The sequence below is a fragment of the Pseudomonas sp. genome (assembly GCF_049653025.1).
GTDB lineage: Bacteria > Pseudomonadota > Gammaproteobacteria > Pseudomonadales > Pseudomonadaceae > Aquipseudomonas.
In genome coordinates this window covers 151,092-171,072 of sequence record NZ_JBASFM010000006.1, presented here as the reverse complement: position 1 = coordinate 171,072, position 19,981 = coordinate 151,092, and the positions used below count along the sequence as shown (strand labels likewise).

19 protein-coding genes are annotated in these 19,981 nt (G+C 63.0%); 7 read left to right on the top strand and 12 right to left on the bottom strand.

Annotation, left to right across the window (positions count from 1 at the left end):
* Positions 1-104: 104 nt before the first annotated feature.
* Genes WBK23_RS03835 through WBK23_RS03815 form a run of 5 tightly spaced genes read right to left on the bottom strand, consistent with a single transcriptional unit; the run spans position 105 to position 5,673 of the window.
* A complete protein-coding gene (locus WBK23_RS03835; protein WP_424482651.1) occupies positions 105-1,895 on the bottom strand; it encodes an N-acyl-D-amino-acid deacylase family protein in 1,791 nt (596 codons plus the stop codon).
* On the bottom strand, positions 1,892-2,632 hold the full coding sequence (locus tag WBK23_RS03830) for a sulfite exporter TauE/SafE family protein (protein ID WP_424482650.1): 741 nt from the start codon (positions 2,630-2,632) through the stop codon (positions 1,892-1,894). Before WBK23_RS03830 ends, WBK23_RS03835 begins: the two co-directional genes overlap by 4 nt.
* Entirely contained in the window at positions 2,632-3,414 is a 783-nt protein-coding gene (locus WBK23_RS03825; RefSeq protein ID WP_424482649.1) for an SDR family NAD(P)-dependent oxidoreductase, read from the bottom strand. Before WBK23_RS03825 ends, WBK23_RS03830 begins: the two co-directional genes overlap by 1 nt.
* Positions 3,414-4,340 (bottom strand): bile acid:sodium symporter family protein, encoded by a 927-nt coding sequence (locus WBK23_RS03820; RefSeq protein ID WP_424482648.1) that lies wholly within the window; start codon positions 4,338-4,340, stop codon positions 3,414-3,416. Before WBK23_RS03820 ends, WBK23_RS03825 begins: the two co-directional genes overlap by 1 nt.
* Positions 4,321-5,673 (bottom strand): flavin-containing monooxygenase, encoded by a 1,353-nt coding sequence (locus WBK23_RS03815; protein ID WP_424482647.1) that lies wholly within the window; start codon positions 5,671-5,673, stop codon positions 4,321-4,323. The genes WBK23_RS03820 and WBK23_RS03815 overlap by 20 nt, the downstream gene beginning before the upstream one ends.
* Positions 5,674-5,836: 163 nt before the next feature.
* On the opposite strand from WBK23_RS03815, the gene WBK23_RS03810 reads away from it, so the two are divergent.
* Positions 5,837-6,610 carry a spermidine synthase gene (locus tag WBK23_RS03810; RefSeq protein ID WP_424482646.1) on the top strand — a complete coding sequence of 258 codons (774 nt, stop codon included), beginning with the start codon at positions 5,837-5,839 and terminating at the stop codon, positions 6,608-6,610.
* 23 nt (positions 6,611-6,633) lie between these two features.
* Here WBK23_RS03810 and WBK23_RS03805 read toward each other — a convergent pair whose 3' ends face one another.
* Positions 6,634-7,425 carry a crotonase/enoyl-CoA hydratase family protein gene (locus WBK23_RS03805; RefSeq protein ID WP_424482645.1) on the bottom strand — a complete coding sequence of 264 codons (792 nt, stop codon included), beginning with the start codon at positions 7,423-7,425 and terminating at the stop codon, positions 6,634-6,636.
* Between the two features lie 343 nt (positions 7,426-7,768).
* Between WBK23_RS03805 and WBK23_RS03800 the strand changes: the two genes are divergently transcribed.
* Together WBK23_RS03800 and WBK23_RS03795 are read left to right on the top strand one after the other, a co-directional pair.
* Entirely contained in the window at positions 7,769-9,493 is a 1,725-nt protein-coding gene (locus tag WBK23_RS03800; protein ID WP_424482644.1) for a DEAD/DEAH box helicase, read from the top strand.
* A gap of 219 nt (positions 9,494-9,712) precedes the next feature.
* The gene (locus tag WBK23_RS03795) at positions 9,713-10,747 is read left to right on the top strand and encodes a cyclic nucleotide-binding domain-containing protein (protein ID WP_424482643.1); all 1,035 of its coding nucleotides are present in this window, start codon (positions 9,713-9,715) and stop codon (positions 10,745-10,747) included.
* 11 nt (positions 10,748-10,758) lie between these two features.
* Here the strand turns inward: WBK23_RS03795 and WBK23_RS03790 are convergent, their stop codons facing one another.
* Positions 10,759-11,526, bottom strand: coding sequence for a DODA-type extradiol aromatic ring-opening family dioxygenase (locus WBK23_RS03790; protein WP_424482642.1), 768 nt, complete (start codon positions 11,524-11,526; stop codon positions 10,759-10,761).
* Between the two features lie 169 nt (positions 11,527-11,695).
* On the opposite strand from WBK23_RS03790, the gene WBK23_RS03785 reads away from it, so the two are divergent.
* Positions 11,696-12,352: a thiopurine S-methyltransferase gene (locus WBK23_RS03785; protein ID WP_424482641.1), complete on the top strand. Its 657-nt coding sequence runs from the start codon at positions 11,696-11,698 to the stop codon at positions 12,350-12,352.
* Positions 12,353-12,405: 53 nt separating this feature from the next.
* Here the strand turns inward: WBK23_RS03785 and htpX are convergent, their stop codons facing one another.
* The 4 genes from htpX to WBK23_RS03765 all read right to left on the bottom strand — a co-directional run bounded on the left by htpX (position 12,406) and on the right by WBK23_RS03765 (position 15,842).
* A complete protein-coding gene (htpX, locus tag WBK23_RS03780; RefSeq protein ID WP_424482640.1) occupies positions 12,406-13,278 on the bottom strand; it encodes a protease HtpX in 873 nt (290 codons plus the stop codon).
* A 144-nt stretch (positions 13,279-13,422) separates the two neighbouring features.
* Entirely contained in the window at positions 13,423-13,875 is a 453-nt protein-coding gene (locus tag WBK23_RS03775) for a hypothetical protein (RefSeq protein WP_424482639.1), read from the bottom strand.
* Positions 13,875-14,618, bottom strand: a complete 744-nt coding sequence (locus WBK23_RS03770) for an SDR family NAD(P)-dependent oxidoreductase (protein ID WP_424482638.1) — start codon at positions 14,616-14,618, stop codon at positions 13,875-13,877. The genes WBK23_RS03775 and WBK23_RS03770 overlap by 1 nt, the downstream gene beginning before the upstream one ends.
* Positions 14,619-14,630: 12 nt before the next feature.
* Complete coding sequence (locus tag WBK23_RS03765; RefSeq protein ID WP_424482637.1) at positions 14,631-15,842, bottom strand: pyridoxal phosphate-dependent aminotransferase; 1,212 nt, start codon at positions 15,840-15,842, stop codon at positions 14,631-14,633.
* Positions 15,843-16,131: 289 nt separating this feature from the next.
* Here WBK23_RS03765 and msrB point away from each other — a divergent pair, with 289 nt between their 5' ends.
* The 3 genes from msrB (at position 16,132) to WBK23_RS03750 (ending at position 17,593) form a co-directional block, all read left to right on the top strand.
* Positions 16,132-16,527: a peptide-methionine (R)-S-oxide reductase MsrB gene (gene msrB / locus WBK23_RS03760; protein ID WP_424482636.1), complete on the top strand. Its 396-nt coding sequence runs from the start codon at positions 16,132-16,134 to the stop codon at positions 16,525-16,527.
* A 113-nt stretch (positions 16,528-16,640) separates the two neighbouring features.
* Positions 16,641-17,126 carry a glutathione peroxidase gene (locus WBK23_RS03755; RefSeq protein ID WP_424482635.1) on the top strand — a complete coding sequence of 162 codons (486 nt, stop codon included), beginning with the start codon at positions 16,641-16,643 and terminating at the stop codon, positions 17,124-17,126.
* Entirely contained in the window at positions 17,123-17,593 is a 471-nt protein-coding gene (locus WBK23_RS03750) for a MarR family winged helix-turn-helix transcriptional regulator (RefSeq protein WP_424482634.1), read from the top strand. Before WBK23_RS03755 ends, WBK23_RS03750 begins: the two co-directional genes overlap by 4 nt.
* Here the strand turns inward: WBK23_RS03750 and WBK23_RS03745 are convergent.
* The gene (locus tag WBK23_RS03745; protein ID WP_424482633.1) at positions 17,577-19,895 is read right to left on the bottom strand and encodes an ATP-binding protein; all 2,319 of its coding nucleotides are present in this window, start codon (positions 19,893-19,895) and stop codon (positions 17,577-17,579) included. The genes WBK23_RS03750 and WBK23_RS03745 overlap by 17 nt on opposite strands.
* Positions 19,896-19,981 lie beyond the last annotated feature (86 nt).

Sequence of the window (19,981 nt, the reverse complement as noted above, 5' to 3'; positions counted from 1 at the left end):
CGGCTCTCGGCTTAAGTCAATTTAGGCGGACGGGCATGGTAACCGATAAGCCATGACCGGCAAGCCGATAGGCGCGATAGAGCCGCTGCATGGTGACGTACGGCTCAGGCCGTGACGGGTTTGAACCCTGCTGCTGGCGCTGTGCGCGGCGCTACGTCACGCCCCGGCAGAAAGCTGCCAAAGCCTTGCTGTTTGCCCAGCTCCTCAGGGAACTCGCTGCCACGGCGGTAGGCGATGCGGCCGTTGATCAGGGTGGCATCCACCGCCGCGTCATTGCGTTTGACCACGCGCTCCAGGCCGAGCACTTCCATCGGCGCTTCATGGATCTCATCCAGTGCATCGGTCAGCCCGGCCGGGTTGACGATCACCACGTCAGCACGGTCGCCGACGCGGATGTAGCCGGCATCCACGCCAATAAAGTCCGCCAGCTCACCGCTCAGGCGATGGATCGCCCGGCCGGTGTCCATAAACGGCGTGCCAGCCAGTTCGGCGTCACGCACGTATTTAAGGAAGCGCAGTGGGAAGTTGTACTGGGCGATGGAGCGCAGGTGCGCGCCGGAGTCGGCGAAGCCCGGCTGGGTCCAGGGGCTGGACAGCAGTTTGTGCATCACCGCCTCGCGCTGGTTGCCGTAGCAGGTGGTCCACTTCAGCGCTTCGCGGTGCTGGCAGGCCAGCTCGAAGTAGGCGTCCACCGCATCCAGGCCCATCTCTTGGCCGAGTTGTTTGAAGTTTTTGCCGACCATGTTGGCGTCCGGGCATTCGCTTACCCAGCAGTCGGAGAAGTCGCGGTGCCACAGGCCTTTGGTGAGTACGGCCTTGACCTGCTTCTTGAACAGCGCGCGGAACTCTGGCTCCTTGACCTTGTTGTACAGCTCGTCCGGGTCTTTGATATTGCGCAGAATCTCGCCGGCACCGAACTCCTCGAAGGCGTTCACATTCAGTCCTTCCAGGCGCAGGGTGAAGGGCGCGGGCAGGGTTTGCCAGCGGAAGTGGCCGCGCAGCACGCGGTTGGCCAGCCAGCCAGAGAGGCGGGTGAAGTAATGCAGCAGCGGCTGCGATTTCAGGTCCAGCGCCGTGAGCATCGAGCACTTCAGCGGCGTGCGGAACCAGCCGTGGGCCTGATAAAGGAAGGCGAACACGTTGACCTTGGTCACTGCGTCCGGCGCGCCCTGCATCACCGCACCACGCCGGCGCAGCACGGCAAACAGGCGCGAGAACTCGGTCCAGCTGGCGAAGGTCGAGGGCAATGGGCTGGACCAGGCGCGGTCGCCGTCCATCTTGTCGAGCTTGGTGGTCATCACCGACAGACCGATGCAGCCGGCGTCCAGCGCTTCTTCCAGACGTTGTTCCATGCGTTGCAGCTCGGCTTCGGTCGGCTTGATCTTACTGGTGGCGCGTTCCAGGCCGAGCACCGCCACGCGCAGCTCGGAGTGGCCGAGGAAGGAGCTGACGTTCGGCCCCAGCGGATGCTGGTCGTAGAAGGCGCGGTAGCCGGCGGCGTCGCGCCAGGTTTTCTTCTCTTTAAGAATCGGCAGCACGTATTCGCGCGGCACCGCCTCGACCCGGGTAAACAGGTCGGAGCAGTCCTCGGCATCGGCCAGCACCATGCTGATCGAGCAGGAGCCGATGGTTACGCTGGTGACGCCGTGGCGCACCGACTCCTTGAGTGCCGGCGCGGCGATCACTTCGGCGTCGTAGTGCGAGTGGATTTCCAGAAAGCCCGGCGTCACCCACTTGCCGGCGGCGTCCAGCACTTCGGTGCAGCCGCTTTCATCCAGCGGGCTGAGGCTGACTGCATCAATACGCCCGGCCTTGATACCGATATGCCGCAGCTGCCCTGACTGGTTGCTGCCATCGAAGTACAGGCCGTTCTTGATGATCAGGTCGTAGTTCATAGCAGACTCCAAGGCGCTAACAGCAGGCCGCCGGTAACCAGCAGCAACAGGTAAATGGCGATACGGAAGTGTTGTTCATTAAAGCGCTGGTGCAGGCGCTCGCCGAGCCACACGCCGATCAGCAGCAAGGGCGCGTAACTGAGCACTTGCGGCAGGGCGGGCAGCAGGCGACCGTCAAGCAGGAAGGCCAGGGTCAGCAGGCTGTTCAAGGTGAACCAGACGCTGACCAGGGTGGCGCGCAGACGCGCCTTGTCCAGTTGGGTGCCGGCCAGGGCGAACACCAGCAGCGGCCCGCCAGAGGCGAACAGGCCATGACTGACGCCGGCACACAGGCTGAGCAGGCGGCTTAGCCACAGCGGCCGGGCGGGTTGCGCGGTCGCATGGCGCAGGCGCCACAGTTCGCGGGCGGCAAACCACAGCACCAGCGCGCCGAACAGGCGCTTGGCCAGCGCGGCGTCGAGGAAGGGCAGCAGGGCGTAACCGAGCAGGGTGCCGATGACCATGCCAGGCAAAATCATGCCCAGCAGCAGGCGGCGGTCGATCATCTGCCGATGCCGCCAGACCAGATAGCCGGTCATGCAGATATTCAGCGGCACCAGTACCGGCAGCAGCTGGTCGATCGGCAGCAGCAAGGCCCCCAGCGACAGGGCGATGACGATGCTGCCGAAACCGGTGATCGCCTCCAGGGTGTAAGCCAGCAGGATAAAGCCGGCCAGGGCCAGCCAGGCGATGTCCATCAGCCCATCTCCGCGGCGAAGCGTGCGCTCATCTTGCGGTAGTAAAAACCGGGTGCGATGCGCCAGAGCAGGCTGGCCAGCCTGCTGCCACGGTCCGGGAACAGGCGTTCACGGCCTTGCGTCTGGGCCTGGAGAACCTGCGCGGCCATCCAGTCGGCCCCGCGTACCTGGCCGATGGTCGAGCGCGCATGGCCGGCCGGTTGGCCGTCGGCCCCGAGGGCGTTGAGGTCGATGGGGGTGTCGAGAAAGCTTGGGTACACCAGCAGCATGCGGATGCCGTCGCGGGCAGCCTCGCCGCGCAGCACTTCGAAGAACTGGCCCAGGGCGCTTTTCGCCGCGCAATAGCCGGCGCGGCCGAGCACCGGCATCCAGCCGGCCATGGAACCGATGGCGATAATCTGGCCACGGCTCTGACGCAGCAGCGGCAGGGCGCTCAGGGTCAGCTCAACTGGGGCCTGATAATCCACCGCCATGACCTTGCGAAACACCGCCGGATCGGTCTGGCTGGTGGGCGAGCGGTGGGTGATGCCGGCGTTATTGATCAGCACATCGAGGCGGCCGAAACGCGCGCTACAGGCGTGCAGAAGTTGCTGGTGCAGCGCCGGGTCGGTGATATCGCCGGCGAGGCCCAGTACGCGCTCTGCACCAAGCTCATTAACCCGCTCGGCCAGGCCTGCGGCGTTGATGTCGGTGAGCAGCAGGCCGTAGCCCGCCGCATGATAGGCGCGTGCAAGCGCCCAGCCGAGGCCGCTGGCGGCTCCGGTGATCAGGGCAATAGGCATCAGTGACTGCCTTCGCCGAGAGCCCTGACCTGTGCGCTGGCCGGTGGCTTGCGTGACCAGTAGAGCGCCAGGAGCAGCCCGGAAAGCAGCTGCCAGCAGCCCCAGAATGCGGCGATCAGCAGCATGCCGCCCGCCTGCGGGAAGAAGGTGAAGATCAGCGCCATGCCCAGGGCCGAGTTATGAATGCCGGTTTCCAGGGTCACCGCCCGCACATCGGCCTCGGGCAAGCGCCACAGCCGCGCACAGAGGTAGCCCAGCAGCAGTGCCATGCCGTTGAGGGTAACCACCAGCCAGAAGAACAGGTGGAAGTAGTCGATAAATTGCGCGAAGTTCTTGGCGAACGCGCCGCCGACAAAGGCCAGCATCACCAGCAGGGAGAAGGTGCGCAGCGGTTTTTCCAGCGTGTGCGCCAACTCTGGGTGGCGCTTGCCGAGCAGCATGCCGAGCACCATCGGCAACACCAGAACCAGCAGTACCATCAGCAGCAGCTCGACCGGGTCGACACTGATTTCCGTAAGCAGCGCGCGGGTACTGGGGTTGAGGCCGGCATACAGGGCGAAGTTGAGTGGGGTGAAAATCCCCGCCGTAACGCTCGACACCGCGGTGACGCTGGCCGACACGGCGACGTTGCCGCGCCCCAGCCAGGTCATGATGTTGGAGAAGGTGCCGCTGGGGCAGGTCGCGACCAGGATCATGCCCAGGGCCAGGCCCGGGTCGATTGGCAACAGGATGGTCAGCAGGCAGGTGCTGGCCGGCAGCAGGATGAACTGCACGAGCATGCCGATCAGCGGGGCTTTGGGCGCAAGCAGGATGCGCTTGAAGTCATCGGCGCGCAGTTCCAGCGACACGCCGAACATCATCAGCGCGATGATGGCATTCAGCGCGATCATCGCGCTGGGGGAAAACTCAAGATTGACGGCAGGCATCGTGGCTTTCCTTTGGCGGAGTCGGGGTAACTGGGCTGAGGTGCTGTTGCAGTTCGGCGATATGGCGGTGCAGCGTGGCCCGGTAACTGTCTTTGTGCACGTAGTAGGCCATGCGCTCCAACTCCAGATAGCTATAGCCGCCATCCAGGCGTTGTGCGCTGCGCGCCTGCACCAGGGCGCGGAAACGTTTGGCGGCGGCGCTGCCTTGCTGCTGTTGGCGAATCACCAGGGCGACCAGCTCGGCCTGCTCGTCGCGACCCTGCCAGCCCAGGCCCGAGGCCTCGACCATGCCCATCATGAACAGGTTGTCGTACTCGGGGTGGAACACGTTCAGGTACAGCTGCGGCGCGCCCACCTGCGCCGGCCAGTTGAGGTGGGCGCGGTCGATAAAGGGGTAGTCGAGCTTGTAGCCGGTGCCTTGCAGGATCAGGTCGTACTCGGCCTGTTCGCCATCGCTGAAGGTCACCTGCAGACCATCAATCTGGGCGATGTCGCGGCGCGGCTTGATGTCGCCATGGCCGAGGTAGTGCAGCACCAGAGAGTTCATCACCGGGTGCGATTCGTAGAGTTTGTAGTCCGGGTCGGGCAGGCCGTACTGCGAGGGCTTGCCGACCAGGGCGCGCACCAGCAGGCCGTCGAGGAACTGCTTGAGTGGGCGTGGCAGCTTGATTGCGCCGCCGAGGGTGTCGGTGGGGCGGCCCAGGGTGAACTTGGGCAGGAAGTAATAGCCGCGGCGCACCGACAGGTCCACCGAGGCGGCGCGGTGCACGGCGTCCACGGCGATATCGCAGGCGGAGTTGCCGCAGCCGACCACCAGCACGCGCTTGCCATCGAATACCGCGGGCGAGCGGTAATCGCTGGAGTGCATCAGCTCGCCACTGAACTCGCCCGGCAGCGCCGGCTGGTTGGGCGTGTGCAGGGTGCCGTTGGCGATCAGTACGCCGTCGAACAGCCATTCGCGCTGCACGCCGTCGCGCTCGCTGAGTAGCTGCCAGCGGCCGTCGGCCTGGCGCTGCACGCTGACAACCCGGGTATTGAACTGATAGTGCGCGTACAGGCCGAAGTGCTCGGCGTAGTCGCGGAAGTAGCGGCACATTTCGCTGTGGTGCGGATAAGGGGCCACCTCGTCGCGCATCGGAAATTCAGTGAACTGGGTGGTGCCCTTGGAGGAAATCAGGTGCGCCGAGTCGTACATGGTGCTGTGCGGGTTATCGATGTCCCATAGGCCGCCGACATCCGCGTGCAGTTCGAAACCGACAAAGTCGATGCCGTGCTTGTGCAGTTGACGTGCTGTACACAGCCCCATGGGGCCGGCACCGATAATGGCGTACATGGCAAACCTCGATAAGCGTTTTTATTGTTGTAGCCGCACGGCGACGAACTCGGCGCTCCCGACTGCGGCAAATTATCGCGTGACCAGGGGAGGGTGCCTCAATGACAATTAGCGCCTTTCACCTGGCCGAAATGGTCGGGGATGTCATGGTGGAGTGTGCTGGATGCCAGGTTTACCTCCGGTCGGTCAGATGCCGGACCCGTTGTTGATCGCCGAAGTGCACGATGCCTTCGGGGTGATCCAGGTGGTCGAAATGGGCGCTTACCGCTTTCTCGAGTTCGGTGAGGCGATTGAGCAGAGCTGCGTCTACATGCCGGACCCGAGTTGGCTGGAGTACGACTACACCCGCGCCATGCTGCTTGGCGCGTTATGCCATGAACACCCGGAAAGTGCGTTGTTTCTTGGCCTCGGTGCCGGCAACCTGACCCAGGCGTGCCTGAAGTTTCTGCCGCTGGATGATGTCGAGGTGATCGAACTGCGTGCCGATGTGCCGCGACTGGCCATGGAGCATATGGGCCTGGTCGATGACCCACGGCTGACCATCCGCATCGGCGATGCCCTGGAGTTGCTGGAAAGCGCGGAAAAGACCGACCTGCTGTTTGTCGACCTGTACACCGACCACGGTCCGGCGACCGGGCATCTGGCCTGGCGTTTTCTGGAAAATTGCCAGAAGCAGCTCAACCCGGGCGGCTGGCTGATCATCAACCAGTGGGCCGGCAACGACGGCAAGCCCCTCGGCGCGCCACTGTTGCGCGGGCTTTACCATCGGCATTACTGGGAGTGCCCGGTGAAGGAGGGCAACGTCGTGCTGCTGGTGCCGGCGGATCTGGACCAGGAGATTGACTTCGACGAGCTGCGCCGCCGCGATGCGCTGCTGGCACCGCAGTTCGGTTATTCGCTGGAGTCGTTGATCAAGGTCGTACGCCCGGCAACCTGATCAGGTCGCCGGACTTAATCGGCTCAACGCCCTTTAAAGTCGCCGGGACGGCGCTCCAGCATGGCCTTGACCCCTTCCTGAGCATCTTCGCTGGCCATCAGCCGGCGGACTGTCGGATGCAGGCTGGCGGTGGCGGCCACTGCGCCTTCGCTGACGGCCTGGCGTGCCGACGCCAGCGTCGCCTGCACGCCTAGCGGTGCCTGGGCGGCAATGCGCTCGGCGAGCCACAGCGCCTTGGGCAGCAATTCCTCGCTGGCCACCACTTCCTGCACCAGGCCGAGGCGATAGGCCTCGTGGGCATCGAACTGATCGCCGGTGAGCAGCCAGCGCATGGCATTGCCCCAGCCGGCGGTCTGATGCATGCGCAGGGTCGCACCGCCGAACGGGAAGATGCCGCGCTGCACTTCCATCTGCGCAAAGCGGGTATTGCTGGCGCAAATATTGATATCCGAGGCCAGCATCAGTTCGATGCCGATGGTGTAGCAGTAACCCTGGGCGGCCACGATCACCGGCTTGCTGGTGCGCGGCCCACCGAATACGCCCCAGGGGTCACAGCCGCCTGCGGGAATGCTCCAGCCCGCGGCGAAACTGGCGGCCACGTTGGCCAGGTCCAAGCCGGCGGTAAAGTGTTCGCCATGGGCAAACACCAGCGCCACCCGCGCCTCGCTGTCGCGCTCGAATTCGCCATAGGCCAGGCAGATATCATCCAGCAGGTCGAGGTCGAAGGCATTGCGTTTACTCGCGCGGTCCAGGCCGATCAACATGATCTGCCCACGTTTTTCACGGCTGACGCGGCCGCTGGTGCTTTGGGTCATGGCGGTGAGTCCTTGTACGCAGGTTGGGGCGGGTGTGCGCTGTGCTACTACAGCGTGCCAGCTGCAGGCTACCAGAGGATGACCATTCGGCACGGCACAGGCTCTATTTGTGGCTTATTTATGGAAAAGCAGGCACATCGGCCAGGTTTTCCGGTATAGTGCGCGCCGGTCAATTTTTGGCCACGTTCAGGTAGTGCAAATCGCCCGAAGCTCGACTTCGGCAGCCAGTCCGCAAAGCGGGCTATCCTTGACGATTCATTTATCACCATGTTTTCGCAAATCCCCGCCGACAGAGCTGCCAGGGTGACCTTAGGGTCTTACACGGCATGCGCAGCTTTGGAACATGGGTCTTTGCGGATGCACTAGAGGCAGACCCATGACCCAGGAAATCGGCGGCTTCGCCGCACTCGGACTCAATTCCAATATTCTCGCTGCCCTGACCGCTGTTGGTTACGAAGAGCCGTCGCCGATTCAGGCGCAGGCTATTCCGGTAATCCTCTCCGGCCAGGACATGATCGGCCAGGCCCAGACCGGTACCGGCAAGACCGCAGCGTTCGCCCTGCCGATCCTGTCGAAAATCGACCCGGCCAAGAAAGAGCCGCAGGCGCTGATTCTCGCGCCGACCCGCGAACTGGCCCTGCAAGTGGCCACCGCGTTTGAAACCTATTCCAAGCAGATGCCAGGCCTCAACGTGGTGGCCGTTTACGGCGGCGCGCCGATGGGCCCACAGCTGAAAGCCATTCGCCAGGGCGCACAAGTGATCGTGGCCACCCCGGGCCGTTTGGTCGACCACCTGCGTCGCGACGAGAAAGTGCTGTCGACCATCCAGTACCTGGTACTCGACGAAGCCGACGAAATGCTCAAGCTGGGCTTTATGGATGACCTCGAAGTGATCTTCGAGGCCATGCCGGCCAGCCGTCAGAGCGTGCTGTTCTCCGCCACTCTGCCGCACTCGATTCGCGCCATTGCCGAAAAGCACCTGCGCGACCCGCAGCACATCAAGATCGCCTCCAAGACCCAGACCGTGACTGCCATCGAGCAGGCGCACCTGATGGTCCACGCCGACCAGAAGCACGCCGCCGTACTGCGTCTGCTGGAAGTCGAAGAGTTCGACGCGCTGATCGGTTTCGTGCGCACCAAGCAAGCCACCCTGGACCTGGCCGCCGCGCTGGAAGCCAAGGGCTACAAGGCTGCTGCACTGAACGGCGACATCGCGCAGAACCAGCGTGAGCGCGTGATCGAGTCGTTGAAAGATGGTCGTCTGGACATCGTCATCGCCACCGACGTGGCCGCTCGCGGTCTCGACGTGCCACGTATCACCCACGTGATGAACGTGGACATGCCCTACGACCCGGAATCCTACGTGCACCGTATTGGCCGTACCGGCCGTGCTGGCCGTACCGGTCGCGCCCTGCTGCTGGTGACTCCACGTGAGCGCCGCATGCTGCAAGTGATTGAGCGTGTCACCGGGCAGAAGGTTGGCGAGGTCAAGCTGCCGGACGCCCAGCAGGTGCTGGACGCACGCATCAAGAAACTCACCAACAGCCTGGCTCCGCTGGTCGCTGATGCCGAAGCCAGCCACGGTGATCTGCTTGATCGCCTGACTGCCGACATCGGTTGCAGCCCGCGTGCCCTGGCCGCAGCCCTGCTGCGCAAGGCCACCAATGGTCAGGCACTGACCCTGGCTGAAGTCGAGCGTGACCAGCCACTGGTTCCGGGCAGCAGTGCCCCGCGTGAACGTAGTGAGCGCAGCGACCGTGGTGACCGTGGTGACCGTCCTGAGCGTGATGGCAGCCGTGAGCGTCGCGCTCCGGTGCCACTGGCCGAAGGCCGTGCCCGTTGCCGCACCGCGCTGGGCGCGCGTGACGGTATCGCCGCGAAGAACCTGCTGGGTGCCATCCTCAACGAAGGCGGCCTGGTGCGTGAAGCCATCGGTCGCATCCAGGTGCGCGAGAGCTTCAGCCTGGTCGAGCTGCCGGAAGAAGGCCTGGAGCGTCTGCTGGCCAAGCTGAAAGACACCCGCGTCGGTGGCAAGCCGCTGAAGCTGCGTCGTTATCGCGAAGATTGATGGCTGACGGCGCAAGCTGACAGGTGTCAAACAAAAGCCCCGCATCGTCGTGATGCGGGGCTTTTTTGTGGGCTGAATCAGGGGCTGCGATGACGAGATGAACGCCCCCGTCTGTATGCTGTGAGCTAGTGTGAATATATGGACGACTGGCCCGTTGCGTCGTGTTCTGGTCGCCATTGCAGAGGGCCTGACATGGTTACCGCTACTGTATCTTTGACGTTGGAGTCATTACTCCGCTTCAGTCCGTTCGACTTCCTTAGCCCGCGATATCGCCAGCAAGTGCTTGACAGCGTGCAGTATGTGCAGCACAAGGCCGGAACCCCGCTGTTCAAGCGTGCAGAGAAGTCCGTGACGCTGTACTACCTGCTAGAGGGCAAGGTCGGGGTCGGCGAGGACGGTGCGCGCAAGCCGATGCTGGCGGGCAGCCCGCAGGCCTGCAATGCTCTCAATGAGACGCAGCCCCATGCGCAGTCGGTCGTGGCACTTAGCGATGTCAGCTTGTTCGCGGTGGATCGCGGCTTGTTGGAGCGTTTGCTGAACTGGAGTCAGACCGCCGATTACGGCGTGGTAAGCCTGGATGCCCAAGTCGAGGAGCAGCACGACGATGAGGATTGGCTGGGCAAGTTACTGAGCTCGCCGTTGTTCGGCAGATTGCCGCCGGCACATTTGCATACCTTGCTGGCGCATTTCGAGTCGGTTGAAGTCGCGGCGGGCGAAACCGTGGTGCGCTATGGCGAGCCAGGGGAGCATTTCTTCGTCCTCAAGAGCGGTCGGGCGGCGGTGACGCTGCCCTCGGCCTATCAGCAGGAACCACAGCAAATCTTGCAGGTTGGGGATTTTTTCGGCGAGGAGGCGCTGGTCAGTGGCGCGGTGCGTTCGGCCACCGTGACCATGCTCGAAGATGGCGTGCTGGCGTGTCTGGACCGTGCGCTGTTCGTCGAGCTGGTGCAGCCGACGCTGATTCCACAGGTCACTACGGACCAGTTGAAGCAGATGCTCCTGCGCGACCAGCGGCAGCTGAAACTGCTGGATGTGCGCCTGTCGGTGGAGTACCGCATCGGCCACCTGCCAGGCAGTATCAGTCTTCCTGTCGCCAGTCTGCGTAGTCAGACCGAGAATCTCGACCGCGAAGCCCTCTATGCGGTGACGCCGGAAGGCGGTATCCGCAGCGAGTTGGCGGTGCATCTGCTTAATCAATTGGGCTTCGAGGCGTATCTGCTCAAGGACCCGCCGGTGGCACCGAGCGCCGCCTGAGCGCCCGCCAATCAAGCGAAGCTATAGATATCCATGCCCAGGGCGGCATAGTTGAAGCTGCTGTGTTCGATCTTGAAGCGACCGCCCGCGGCGCGCGCGAAGAACAGCGGCAGCAGATGCTCATCACTGGGGTGGCTGCGCACGGCGTGGGGCGCTTGGCGGCGGTAATCGTGCAAGGAGTCTTCATCGCCGCTCGCCAGTTTTTCGACCATCCAATCGCGAAACGCTTGCGCCCAGGGCGCGATCACCTCGGGGGCGGCCTGCCAATCGAGTTGACCGAGATTGTGGGTGATGCTGCCGGAGCCGATCAGCAGCACGCCTTGTTCGCGTAATACGCTTAAAGCCTGGCCGATGCGGGTTTGCAGCGCCGGGCCGGCACGACTCGGCAGCGATACCTGGACCACCGGGATATCGGCCTGCGGGTACATCAATGACAGCGGCACCCAGGTGCCGTGGTCGAATGGCCGCTCGCCATCGAGTTGCGCGGCCAGGCCGGCATCTTCCAGCAGTTGTTGGATGCTCTGCGCCAGCTGTGGCTGGCCGGGCGCGGGGTATTGCACCTGATGCAATGCCGCGGGGAAGCCGCGGAAGTCATGCCAGGTCTCTGGCTGGGCTGCGCTGCTGATGCGTAGGTCGTGGCTTTCCCAGTGCGCTGAAACCAGCACGATGGCGCGTGGCTTGGGCAGCTGACTGGCCAGGCGCGCCAGGGCTGGGCCGCTGGCACCGGGTTCGAGGGCTAGCATGGGCGAGCCGTGGGAGATAAACAGGCTGGGTAACATGGCGGGCCTCCTGAGCGATTGATTGCATCATCTATCAGTCGGGTTAGTGGTAAAAGCGCAAATACCCGAGGTTTAAAATCGGATAAATAGATTGGTCTGTAAGGCGGTGCTTGGACTGGCTGGGCGTTTCGCTCAGCATTGGCCGCTGAATATTCTGGGGAGAGTGGCGATGCACGCGGAGTTTTGGCAGGCGCGTTGGGCGCGCAGTGAAATCGGCTTTCATTCGCCGCAGGTCAACCCTTATCTGTTGCGGCATTGGCCCGCTCTGGCTTTGGCGGCGGGCGCGAAGGTGCTGGTGCCGCTGTGTGGCAAGAGCGTGGACATGGCCTGGCTGGCCGGTTTGGGTTATCAGGTAGTGGGCGTTGAATTGGCGCGCCAGGCGGTTGAGGATTTCTTCATTGAGCAGCAGTTGTCGCCGCAGATCAGTGAGGAAGGCGCGTTTGTGGTGTATCGCGCCGGGGCTGTGGAAATTTACTGCGGTGATTTCTTTGCCCTGACGGCGCAGCAGTTGCAGGGTTGCCAGGCACTGTATGACCGCGCCGCGCTGATTGCCTTGCCGCCTGAGATGCGTGAGCGCTATGCCGCGCATTTGGCGCAGGTTCTGCCCGTAGGCTGCCGAGGGTTATTGGTGACCCTGGATTACCCGCAAGAGCAGATGGCGGGGCCACCGTTTGCGGTGCCCGGCAGCGAGGTGCAGCAACTGCTGGGCGCGGCATGGCAGCTTGAATGCATCGAGGCGGCGGATGTGCTGGGCGACAACTGGAAGTTCCTCCAGCGTGGCCTGCAGCGCCTGGATGAGCGGGTGTATCGCTTGTGTAAGGTCTGAAGCCTGAAAAGAAAAAGGCGGCCCGTGGGCCGCCTTTTGCGTTGCTGCTGAGCTTAGCCGCGCTGACGCAGGGCTTCGATACGTACTTCCAGCGGCGGGTGAGTCATCAGCAGGCCAGCCAGGCCGCCCTTCAGGCCGCCGTTGATGCCGAAGGCGGTCAGGCTGTTAGGCATGGTGACTGGCACTTCCTGCTCGGCGCGCAGGCGCTGCAGAGCGGCGATCATCGCACCAGTGCCGGCCAGGCGAGCACCGGCTTCGTCGGCTTTGAACTCGCGCTTACGCGAGAACCACATAACGATGATGCTGGCCAGAATCCCTAGAACAAGCTCGGCGAAGATGGTCGCGACGAAGTAGCCGATGCCCGGGCCGTCTTCGTTCTTCAGGATCACTTTGTCGACGAAGTTGCCGAAGATCCGCGCGAAGAACATCACGAAGGTGTTCACCACGCCCTGGATCAGCGCCAGGGTGACCATGTCGCCGTTGGCCACGTGGCCGATTTCGTGGGCCAGTACGGCTTTTACTTCATCGGGCGAGAAACGCTCCAGCAGGCCCTGGCTGACCGCGACCAGTGCGTCGTTCTTGTTCCAGCCGGTGGCAAAGGCGTTGGACTCATAGGCCGGGAAAATACCGACTTCCGGCATCTTGATCCCGGCTTCGCGGGACAGTTCTTCCACGGTCTGCAGCAGCCACTGTTCGTGACGGGTGCGCGGCTGGGTGATGATTTCGGTCTTGGTGCTCATCTTCGCCATCCACTTGGACAGCAGCAGCGAGACCAGCGAACCGGCGAAGCCGAACACCGCGCAGTAGATCAACAGGCTGCCATAGTTCTGGCCGGTATAGCGGTCAACCCCGAGCAATTTCAAGGTGATGCTGGCGATCGCTACGACTGCTAGGTTGGTGGCCAGGAACAGCATAATGCGCATCATGGTGTATTGAGACTCCTCACGGGAAACATCTATCAGGCCGCTGAAAACCCTGTATTGGCTGCTTCGCCCGGCTTTCAACGGCCACTATTGGTTATGACGGCTATATAAGGGCGACCCCCCGGCCACTTCAACCGGGCGACTATTTCAAACTATGTCGCTTGCGCCGTTGAGGTTGCTTTCAAACAGCAGGCGGGTGAGGCGGGCGACACGTTCGCCATGGCGCTGGCCGAGGGCTTCGCGCAGCTGAAAGGCCAGGGTGGCATGCACGCGGCGTACGCTGGGCGGCAAGGCATCACCTTCGCGCAGGGCGTGAGGTACGCCGCGAGTCAGGCGCAGAAAGCCTTTTTCGCTGAGCACCGCCTGGTCGAGGGCGTCGTAGCCGATGGTCGACTCGAAGCGGATATAGCCTTCATCGGCCAGCCACAGCAGGGCCCCCAAACAGCTTTGATGGCGCGGCGTGGGCAGGCCGAATTCGTCGGGCTCTTCGCGGCCGATCAGGTCTTCGACATACAGCGCGGCTTTGCTGGGGAACGCCTGGTACAGGGTCAGCATGCCGGCGGCGGCATCCTTGTAGAAGTCGTCGATCTGCAGGTCCATCAGAATTTGCCAATCATGGAGGTTGGAAGGTAAGGCAGCACGCGGCCCAGCAGCGCCCAGGGCCAGCCCGGCACGTAGGCACTGACGGCGCGTTTGTCGATGTGCTTGGCGATCAGCGCCGCGCCACGTTCCACGTCGATCAGGAACGGCCGGCTGGGCATGTCGCTGTTCAAGGGGGTGTCGATAAAGCCCGGCAGCAGCAGGGTGGTGTCGATGTTCTTGCCCAGCAGCTCGGCGCGGGTGGCTTCCATATAACTGATCAGGCCGGCCTTGCTCGCCGAGTAGGCCGGGCTATGCGGCAGCCCACGCTTGCCGGCGACCGAAGCGACCGCCACTAGGTGGCCATGGCCTTGTTGGCGAAACAGTGCGCAGGCCGCATCCAGGCAGGCAATCGCGCCGATCAGGTTGGTTTCCACGGTCAGTCGGGCGCGCTTGAAGTGGCCACCGCCGGCTTTGCCGGTCAGGGCGATACCGGCGTTGGCGATAATCCCGTCCAGCCCGCCGAGGGCATTGGCAGCCAGACCCACAGCGTCCTGGCAGGCGTCGTAGTCGGTCACATCCAGTGGCAGTACCACCACCTTGCGCTTGAAGCGTGCCTGCAGCTCGGCAGCCAGCAGGTGCAGGCTGTCCTCGCGGCGTGCGGCAAGAGCCAGGTCGTAACCCTTGGCCGCCAAGTCGCGGGCCAGGGCGGCACCGATGCCGGAACTGGCACCGGTCAGCAGGTAGCGTTTGCCCTGGCTCATGGGTTGCTCCGATTACTGTTGGTAGGTCTTGAGGAAACCGCCGATGCGGCCGATGGCCATTTCCAGCTCATCCACCCGCGGCAGGGTGACCACGCGGAAGTGATCCGGCCACGGCCAGTTGAATGCGGTGCCCTGGACGATCAGCAGTTTTTCCGAGAGCAGCAGATCGAGGACGAACTTCTCGTCGTTATGGATCGGGCAGACCTTCGGGTCGATCTTGGGGAAGGCATACAGCGCGCCCATTGGCTTGACGCAGCTGACCCCGGGGATATCGTTGAGCAGCTCCCAGGTGCGGTTGCGCTGCTCCAGCAGGCGGCCTTGCGGCAGCACCAGGTCGTTGATGCTCTGGTAGCCGCCTAGTGCGGTCTGGATCGCGTGCTGGCTCGGCACGTTGGCGCACAGGCGCATATTGGCGAGGATGTCGATGCCTTCGATATAGCTCTGCGCGCGGTGCTTGGGCCCGGAAATCGCTACCCAGCCGGAGCGGAAACCCGCCACGCGGTAGGACTTCGACAGGCCGTTGAAGGTCAGGCACAGCACGTCCGGAGCCAGCGAGGCGGTGCAGATGTGCACGGCGTCGTCGTAGAGAATCTTGTCGTAGATCTCGTCGGAGAACAGCACCAGGTTGTGCTGGCGCGCCAGCTCGACGATATCCAGCAACACTTCCTTGGAATACACCGCGCCGGTGGGGTTGTTCGGGTTGATCAGCACCAGGGCCTTGGTGTTCGGCGTGATCTTGGCCTTCATGTCGGCGATATCGGGGAACCAGCCGGCTTGCTCGTCACACAGGTAATGCACCGGCTTGCCGCCGGCCAGTGCTACGGAAGCGGTCCACAGCGGGTAGTCGGGGGCCGGGATCAGTACTTCATCGCCGTTGTTCAGCAGCGCCTGCATAGCCATCACGATCAGCTCGGAGACGCCGTTGCCGAGGTAGATGTCCTCGATGCCAACGCCTTCCACCTGCTTCTGCTGGTAGTACTGCATCACCGCCTTGCGTGCGCTGAACAGGCCCTTGGAGTCGCTGTAGCCCTGGGCGGTGGGCAGGTTGCGGATCACGTCCTGAAGGATTTCCTCCGGCGCTTCGAAACCGAACGGTGCCGGGTTGCCGATGTTCAGCTTGAGGATGCGATGGCCTTCCTCTTCCAAGCGCTTGGCGTGCTTGAGCACCGGTCCGCGAATGTCGTAGCAGACGTTGGCAAGCTTGTTCGATTTGCTGAACTGCATGTAAATGATCCCGAATGGTGAGCGCCGCTGAATTACCCTGCAAAAAGACGCGATCTGACGCGCCTTGGCAGGTTGTAACGCCGGTGACAGACTGGGGTCGAATGATACGTGGCAGCCCGACCTTGGCAAAGGTACTGGTCGGGCTTTTTTGTGCTCAGCACATCCATGTGCTTCACCCCTTCGGGGCTTACGCGCAAAAACGCTCCTGGCGGTTTTGTGGCGTGCCATCCATGGCTGTGCGACGTTAAAAATCGCTCCCGGCGATTTTTTGTGTAGAGGAGACTTACCTGTGAACAAGCTGGATAAACCCCTGGAAGCCTGGCGCGAAGAGCTTTCTGATGAGCAGTTTCACGTGTGCCGCCTGGGCGGTACCGAGCGCGCGTTTTCCGGCCAGTACCACGACAGCAAGGTGCCGGGCATTTACCACTGCGCCTGCTGCCAGGCCGAGCTGTTCGATTCGGCGGCCAAGTTCGATTCCGGCAGCGGCTGGCCGAGCTACTTTCAGCCGGTCAGCCAGGAGGCAATCGCCAGCCTGGATGACTTCAGCCATGGCATGCACCGCATCGAGGTGAAATGCGCCCAGTGCGATGCGCACCTCGGTCATGTGTTTCCGGATGGTCCGGTGCCGACGGGCTTGCGCTACTGCATCAACTCGGCGTCGCTCAGGCTGGTGCCGCACGCTTAACGTCATGCCGTAGGCCTGCTATCAGCGGGCCTTATTTCATGGCAATTAAATTGCGTGCAATTTAATTGCTAGCTATCTTGTCCGCCACTTCCATCCAAAGAGGGACTGCAACCATGAGCAACGCACTCTTCGATATTCCGGTTACCACCATCAAAGGCGAGCAGAAGACCCTGGCCGATTTCGGCGGCAAGGCGGTGCTGGTGGTCAACACGGCCAGCAAGTGCGGCTTCACCCCTCAGTACAAGGGCCTGGAAAACGTCTGGAAACAATACAAGGACCAGGGCTTGGTGGTGCTGGGCTTCCCCTGCAACCAGTTCGGCAAGCAGGAACCGGGTGATGAGGGTGCGATCAGCGAGTTCTGCGAGCTGAACTTCGGGGTGAGCTTCCCGCTGTTCAAGAAGGTTGATGTAAATGGCAGCGATGCCCATCCGCTGTTCGTCAACCTGAAGAAGAGTGCACCGGGCTTGCTGGGCAGCCAGGGTATCAAGTGGAATTTCACCAAGTTTCTGCTGAGTGCCGATGGCCAGGTGATCAAGCGTTTCGCCCCGACCACCAAGCCCGAAGACCTGACTGCCGAGATCGAAGCGCTGCTCAAATGATTCCAGCCAGTCTGTCAGCGGATGAAGGGCTGCAGCTGGATAACCAGCTGTGCTTCAAGCTGTATGCCGCCTCCCGGGCGGTGATCCGTGCCTACAAACCGATGCTCGATCAGCTCGGCCTGACCTACCCACAGTACCTGGCCATGCTGGTGCTGTGGGAATGGCAGCAGCAACCACCGGCGCAACCCACGGTGAAAGCCTTGGGTGAGCGCCTGCTGCTCGATTCGGGCACGTTGACGCCCTTGCTCAAACGCCTGGAGTTGCAAGGCTTGCTGCTGCGCCAGCGCTCGGCCAGTGACGAGCGTGAGGTTCATCTGGCGCTGACCGATGCGGGCTGTGCGTTGCGTGAGCAGGTGCTGCCGCTGAAAAACCAGCTGCTGTGCGAGCGCGGCGTCGATCTGGATGCCCTGGCCGCATTGCGCAGCCAGGTTGGGGTGTTGCTCGATCAATTTATGGCGTTGCGTTAGCCGTCAGCCATTGGTCGAGCAGGGCAGCCAGTTCGTCCTTGCGAAAGGGTTTGGCCAGGTAGTCATTCATGCCAGCGGCGCGGCAGCGTTCGCGCTCATCTGACAGTGCGTTGGCGGTCAAGGCGATGATCGGCAAGTCAGCGTGCTGCGGCAGCTGGCGAATGCGCCGGGTGGTCTCGTAGCCATCGAGCACCGGCATATTGCAGTCCATCAGAATCAGGTCGACCGCCTGCGTCTCCAGCGTGCTCAGGGCTTCGCCGCCGTGGTTGGCCAGCAGCACCTCGCAACCGAGCTTGCCGAGCATGCCCTTGGCCACCAACTGATTGACCGGGTTGTCTTCCACCAGCAGCACCCGCGCTTGTCGACTGGCTTGCGGCTCCGCATGCGCGGGCGTTGCGCTGGGTTCGCCTTGGCCGAGGTTGCGGCGCAAGGCGTGCAGCAGCGTCTGGCGCGCCAGTGGTCGGGCCAGTTGCTCGATGGGGGCCAAGGCGTGGGCCTGATCATTAGGCAGGAAGTTGCCGTAGGCGCTGACCAGCAGGATGGGCAGGCTGCACGCCGCGCGCAGTTCGTGCAGGCGCTGCGGGCAGTCGCTGATCAGCAGGTCGGTGTTGCTGGTATCCAGAGCCGCATCGGGGTCGATATGCCGGTACTCCAGGCCCCAGTCAGGCAGCAGGCTGCTCAGTTGTTTGCGCAGTCCCGAGCCGGCCGGGGTCAGCAGCAGCACGCGGCCGTGCAGGCGTGGCGGCGGTGCGGCGGCGGTGTGACTGGGCAGCGGCAGCTCCACGCTGAAGCGGCTGCCAATTCCTTCCTGGGTTTCCAGGCTGAGCTCCCCGCGCATCGCTTCGCACAGTCGGCGGGTCAGGGCCAGGCCCAGGCCGGTGCCGCCGAACTGGCGGGTAATGCCGGCACCCGCCTGGGCAAAGGGCTGAAAGATCCGGGTCTGGGCGTCTTCGGCGATACCGATGCCGGTGTCGCGCACCACGATCTGTATGCCACTCGGGCGGGCGTTGAGGCTGATGTCGACGCGCCCGGCCCGGGTGAATTTCAGCGCATTGGACAGCAGGTTGCTGAGAATCTGCCGCACCCGGGTCGGGTCGCCGACCACTTGGGTTGGCAGCTTGGGGTCGATCAGGCAGGTCAGCTCGACGCCGGCCGCGGCATTCTGCGAGAGCAGGTTGGCGGTTTCCTCGAGCATGCTGGCGAGGTCGAAGGGGATGTGTTCCAGCTCCAGCTGGCCGGCTTCGAATTTTGACAGGTCGAGGATGTCGTTGAGCAGCTCGACCAGTACCTTGCCGGAATCATGGGCAATCGACAGTTGCTGGCGTTGTTCGTTGTTCAACGGGCCGTCCAGCGACAGGGCGAGCATGCCCAGCAGGCCGTTGAGCGGGGTGCGGATCTCGTGGCTCATATTGGCCAGAAAGGCCGAACGCGCCTGGGCCATGTCCAGAGCCATGCGTTTGGCCTGTTCCAGTTCGCTGTTGGAGTCGAGCAGGCGACTGTTGGCCGCTTCCAGCTGCTCGGTGCGCGCCGAGACCATGTCTTCCAGTTCGGCCAGGTAGCGCGTCAGGCGGCCTTCGGCTTGCTGGCGCTGTTCGATCTCGGTGGCAATGCTGGCCAGCTGGCGGTTGGTCACATCGACCAGTACACCGATTTCGTCGCGCTCATGGTTGGGCGGGTAGGGTAGTTTGTCCTTGTTCGGACTGCGCAGGTCGCGCTCGCTGAGGGCGCGAATAAAGCCGGTCAGCGGCTTGGTCAGCATGAAGTAGAACAGCACCAGCAGAATCAGCGAGAGCAGCAGGCTGCGGGCAAAACCGGTGAGCAGGGTCAGCAGTGAGCGATTGAGGAAGTGGCTGCCAAAGGCGTAGGTGTCGACTTCCAGGCTCAGGCTACCGAGGGCTTCATTGGGTGAGTGGCTGACGAACAGGGCGGTCTGGAAGTGCCGGCGCTCGCCGAACATAAAGTCGCTGAGCACCCGGTAGCGGCTCTGCATGGCGGGGCGGCTGACGCTGGCCAGGGTCATCTGGTTGTTGTCGATGATCTGCGCGTTGATCACCGCCGGCGAGCGCAACAGCCCCAGCACCAGCTCCTGGGCCAGTTCGGCGTCGATGTTGTAGGCGATGCGCGCAGCCGGGTTGTGGCTGATTTCCATCAGCGCATTGATCTCGCGGTTGATGGAGGCATCTTCGCTGGCATAATCGATGCCCACTTGAATCAGGCTGAGCGCCGTGCCGAGGATAAACGCTACCAACACGGTCAGGCCGGCCTGTTTGAATGACAGGCGTTGGGTGAGCGCTATATCCATATGAGCTGGCAGTTCTCGTGTTGAATCGCCTGCCAAGCATAGCCCATCTGTTTTAGCTGACGGCAGTGGCTGCGCTGCCGCAATAC

Coding starts and splice junctions, on each gene's coding strand:
- WBK23_RS03835 (WP_424482651.1), bottom strand. CDS start 1,895: ATGAACTACGACCTGATCATCAAGAACGGCCTGTACTTCGATGGCAGC.
- WBK23_RS03830 (WP_424482650.1), bottom strand. CDS start 2,632: ATGGACATCGCCTGGCTGGCCCTGGCCGGCTTTATCCTGCTGGCTTAC.
- WBK23_RS03825 (WP_424482649.1), bottom strand. CDS start 3,414: ATGCCTATTGCCCTGATCACCGGAGCCGCCAGCGGCCTCGGCTGGGCG.
- WBK23_RS03820 (WP_424482648.1), bottom strand. CDS start 4,340: ATGCCTGCCGTCAATCTTGAGTTTTCCCCCAGCGCGATGATCGCGCTG.
- WBK23_RS03815 (WP_424482647.1), bottom strand. CDS start 5,673: ATGTACGCCATTATCGGTGCCGGCCCCATGGGGCTGTGTACAGCACGT.
- WBK23_RS03810 (WP_424482646.1), top strand. CDS start 5,837: ATGCCAGGTTTACCTCCGGTCGGTCAGATGCCGGACCCGTTGTTGATC.
- WBK23_RS03805 (WP_424482645.1), bottom strand. CDS start 7,425: ATGACCCAAAGCACCAGCGGCCGCGTCAGCCGTGAAAAACGTGGGCAG.
- WBK23_RS03800 (WP_424482644.1), top strand. CDS start 7,769: ATGGGTCTTTGCGGATGCACTAGAGGCAGACCCATGACCCAGGAAATC.
- WBK23_RS03790 (WP_424482642.1), bottom strand. CDS start 11,526: ATGTTACCCAGCCTGTTTATCTCCCACGGCTCGCCCATGCTAGCCCTC.
- WBK23_RS03785 (WP_424482641.1), top strand. CDS start 11,696: ATGCACGCGGAGTTTTGGCAGGCGCGTTGGGCGCGCAGTGAAATCGGC.
- htpX (WP_424482640.1), bottom strand. CDS start 13,278: ATGATGCGCATTATGCTGTTCCTGGCCACCAACCTAGCAGTCGTAGCG.
- WBK23_RS03775 (WP_424482639.1), bottom strand. CDS start 13,875: ATGGACCTGCAGATCGACGACTTCTACAAGGATGCCGCCGCCGGCATG.
- WBK23_RS03770 (WP_424482638.1), bottom strand. CDS start 14,618: ATGAGCCAGGGCAAACGCTACCTGCTGACCGGTGCCAGTTCCGGCATC.
- WBK23_RS03765 (WP_424482637.1), bottom strand. CDS start 15,842: ATGCAGTTCAGCAAATCGAACAAGCTTGCCAACGTCTGCTACGACATT.
- WBK23_RS03755 (WP_424482635.1), top strand. CDS start 16,641: ATGAGCAACGCACTCTTCGATATTCCGGTTACCACCATCAAAGGCGAG.
- WBK23_RS03750 (WP_424482634.1), top strand. CDS start 17,123: ATGATTCCAGCCAGTCTGTCAGCGGATGAAGGGCTGCAGCTGGATAAC.
- WBK23_RS03745 (WP_424482633.1), bottom strand. CDS start 19,895: ATGGATATAGCGCTCACCCAACGCCTGTCATTCAAACAGGCCGGCCTG.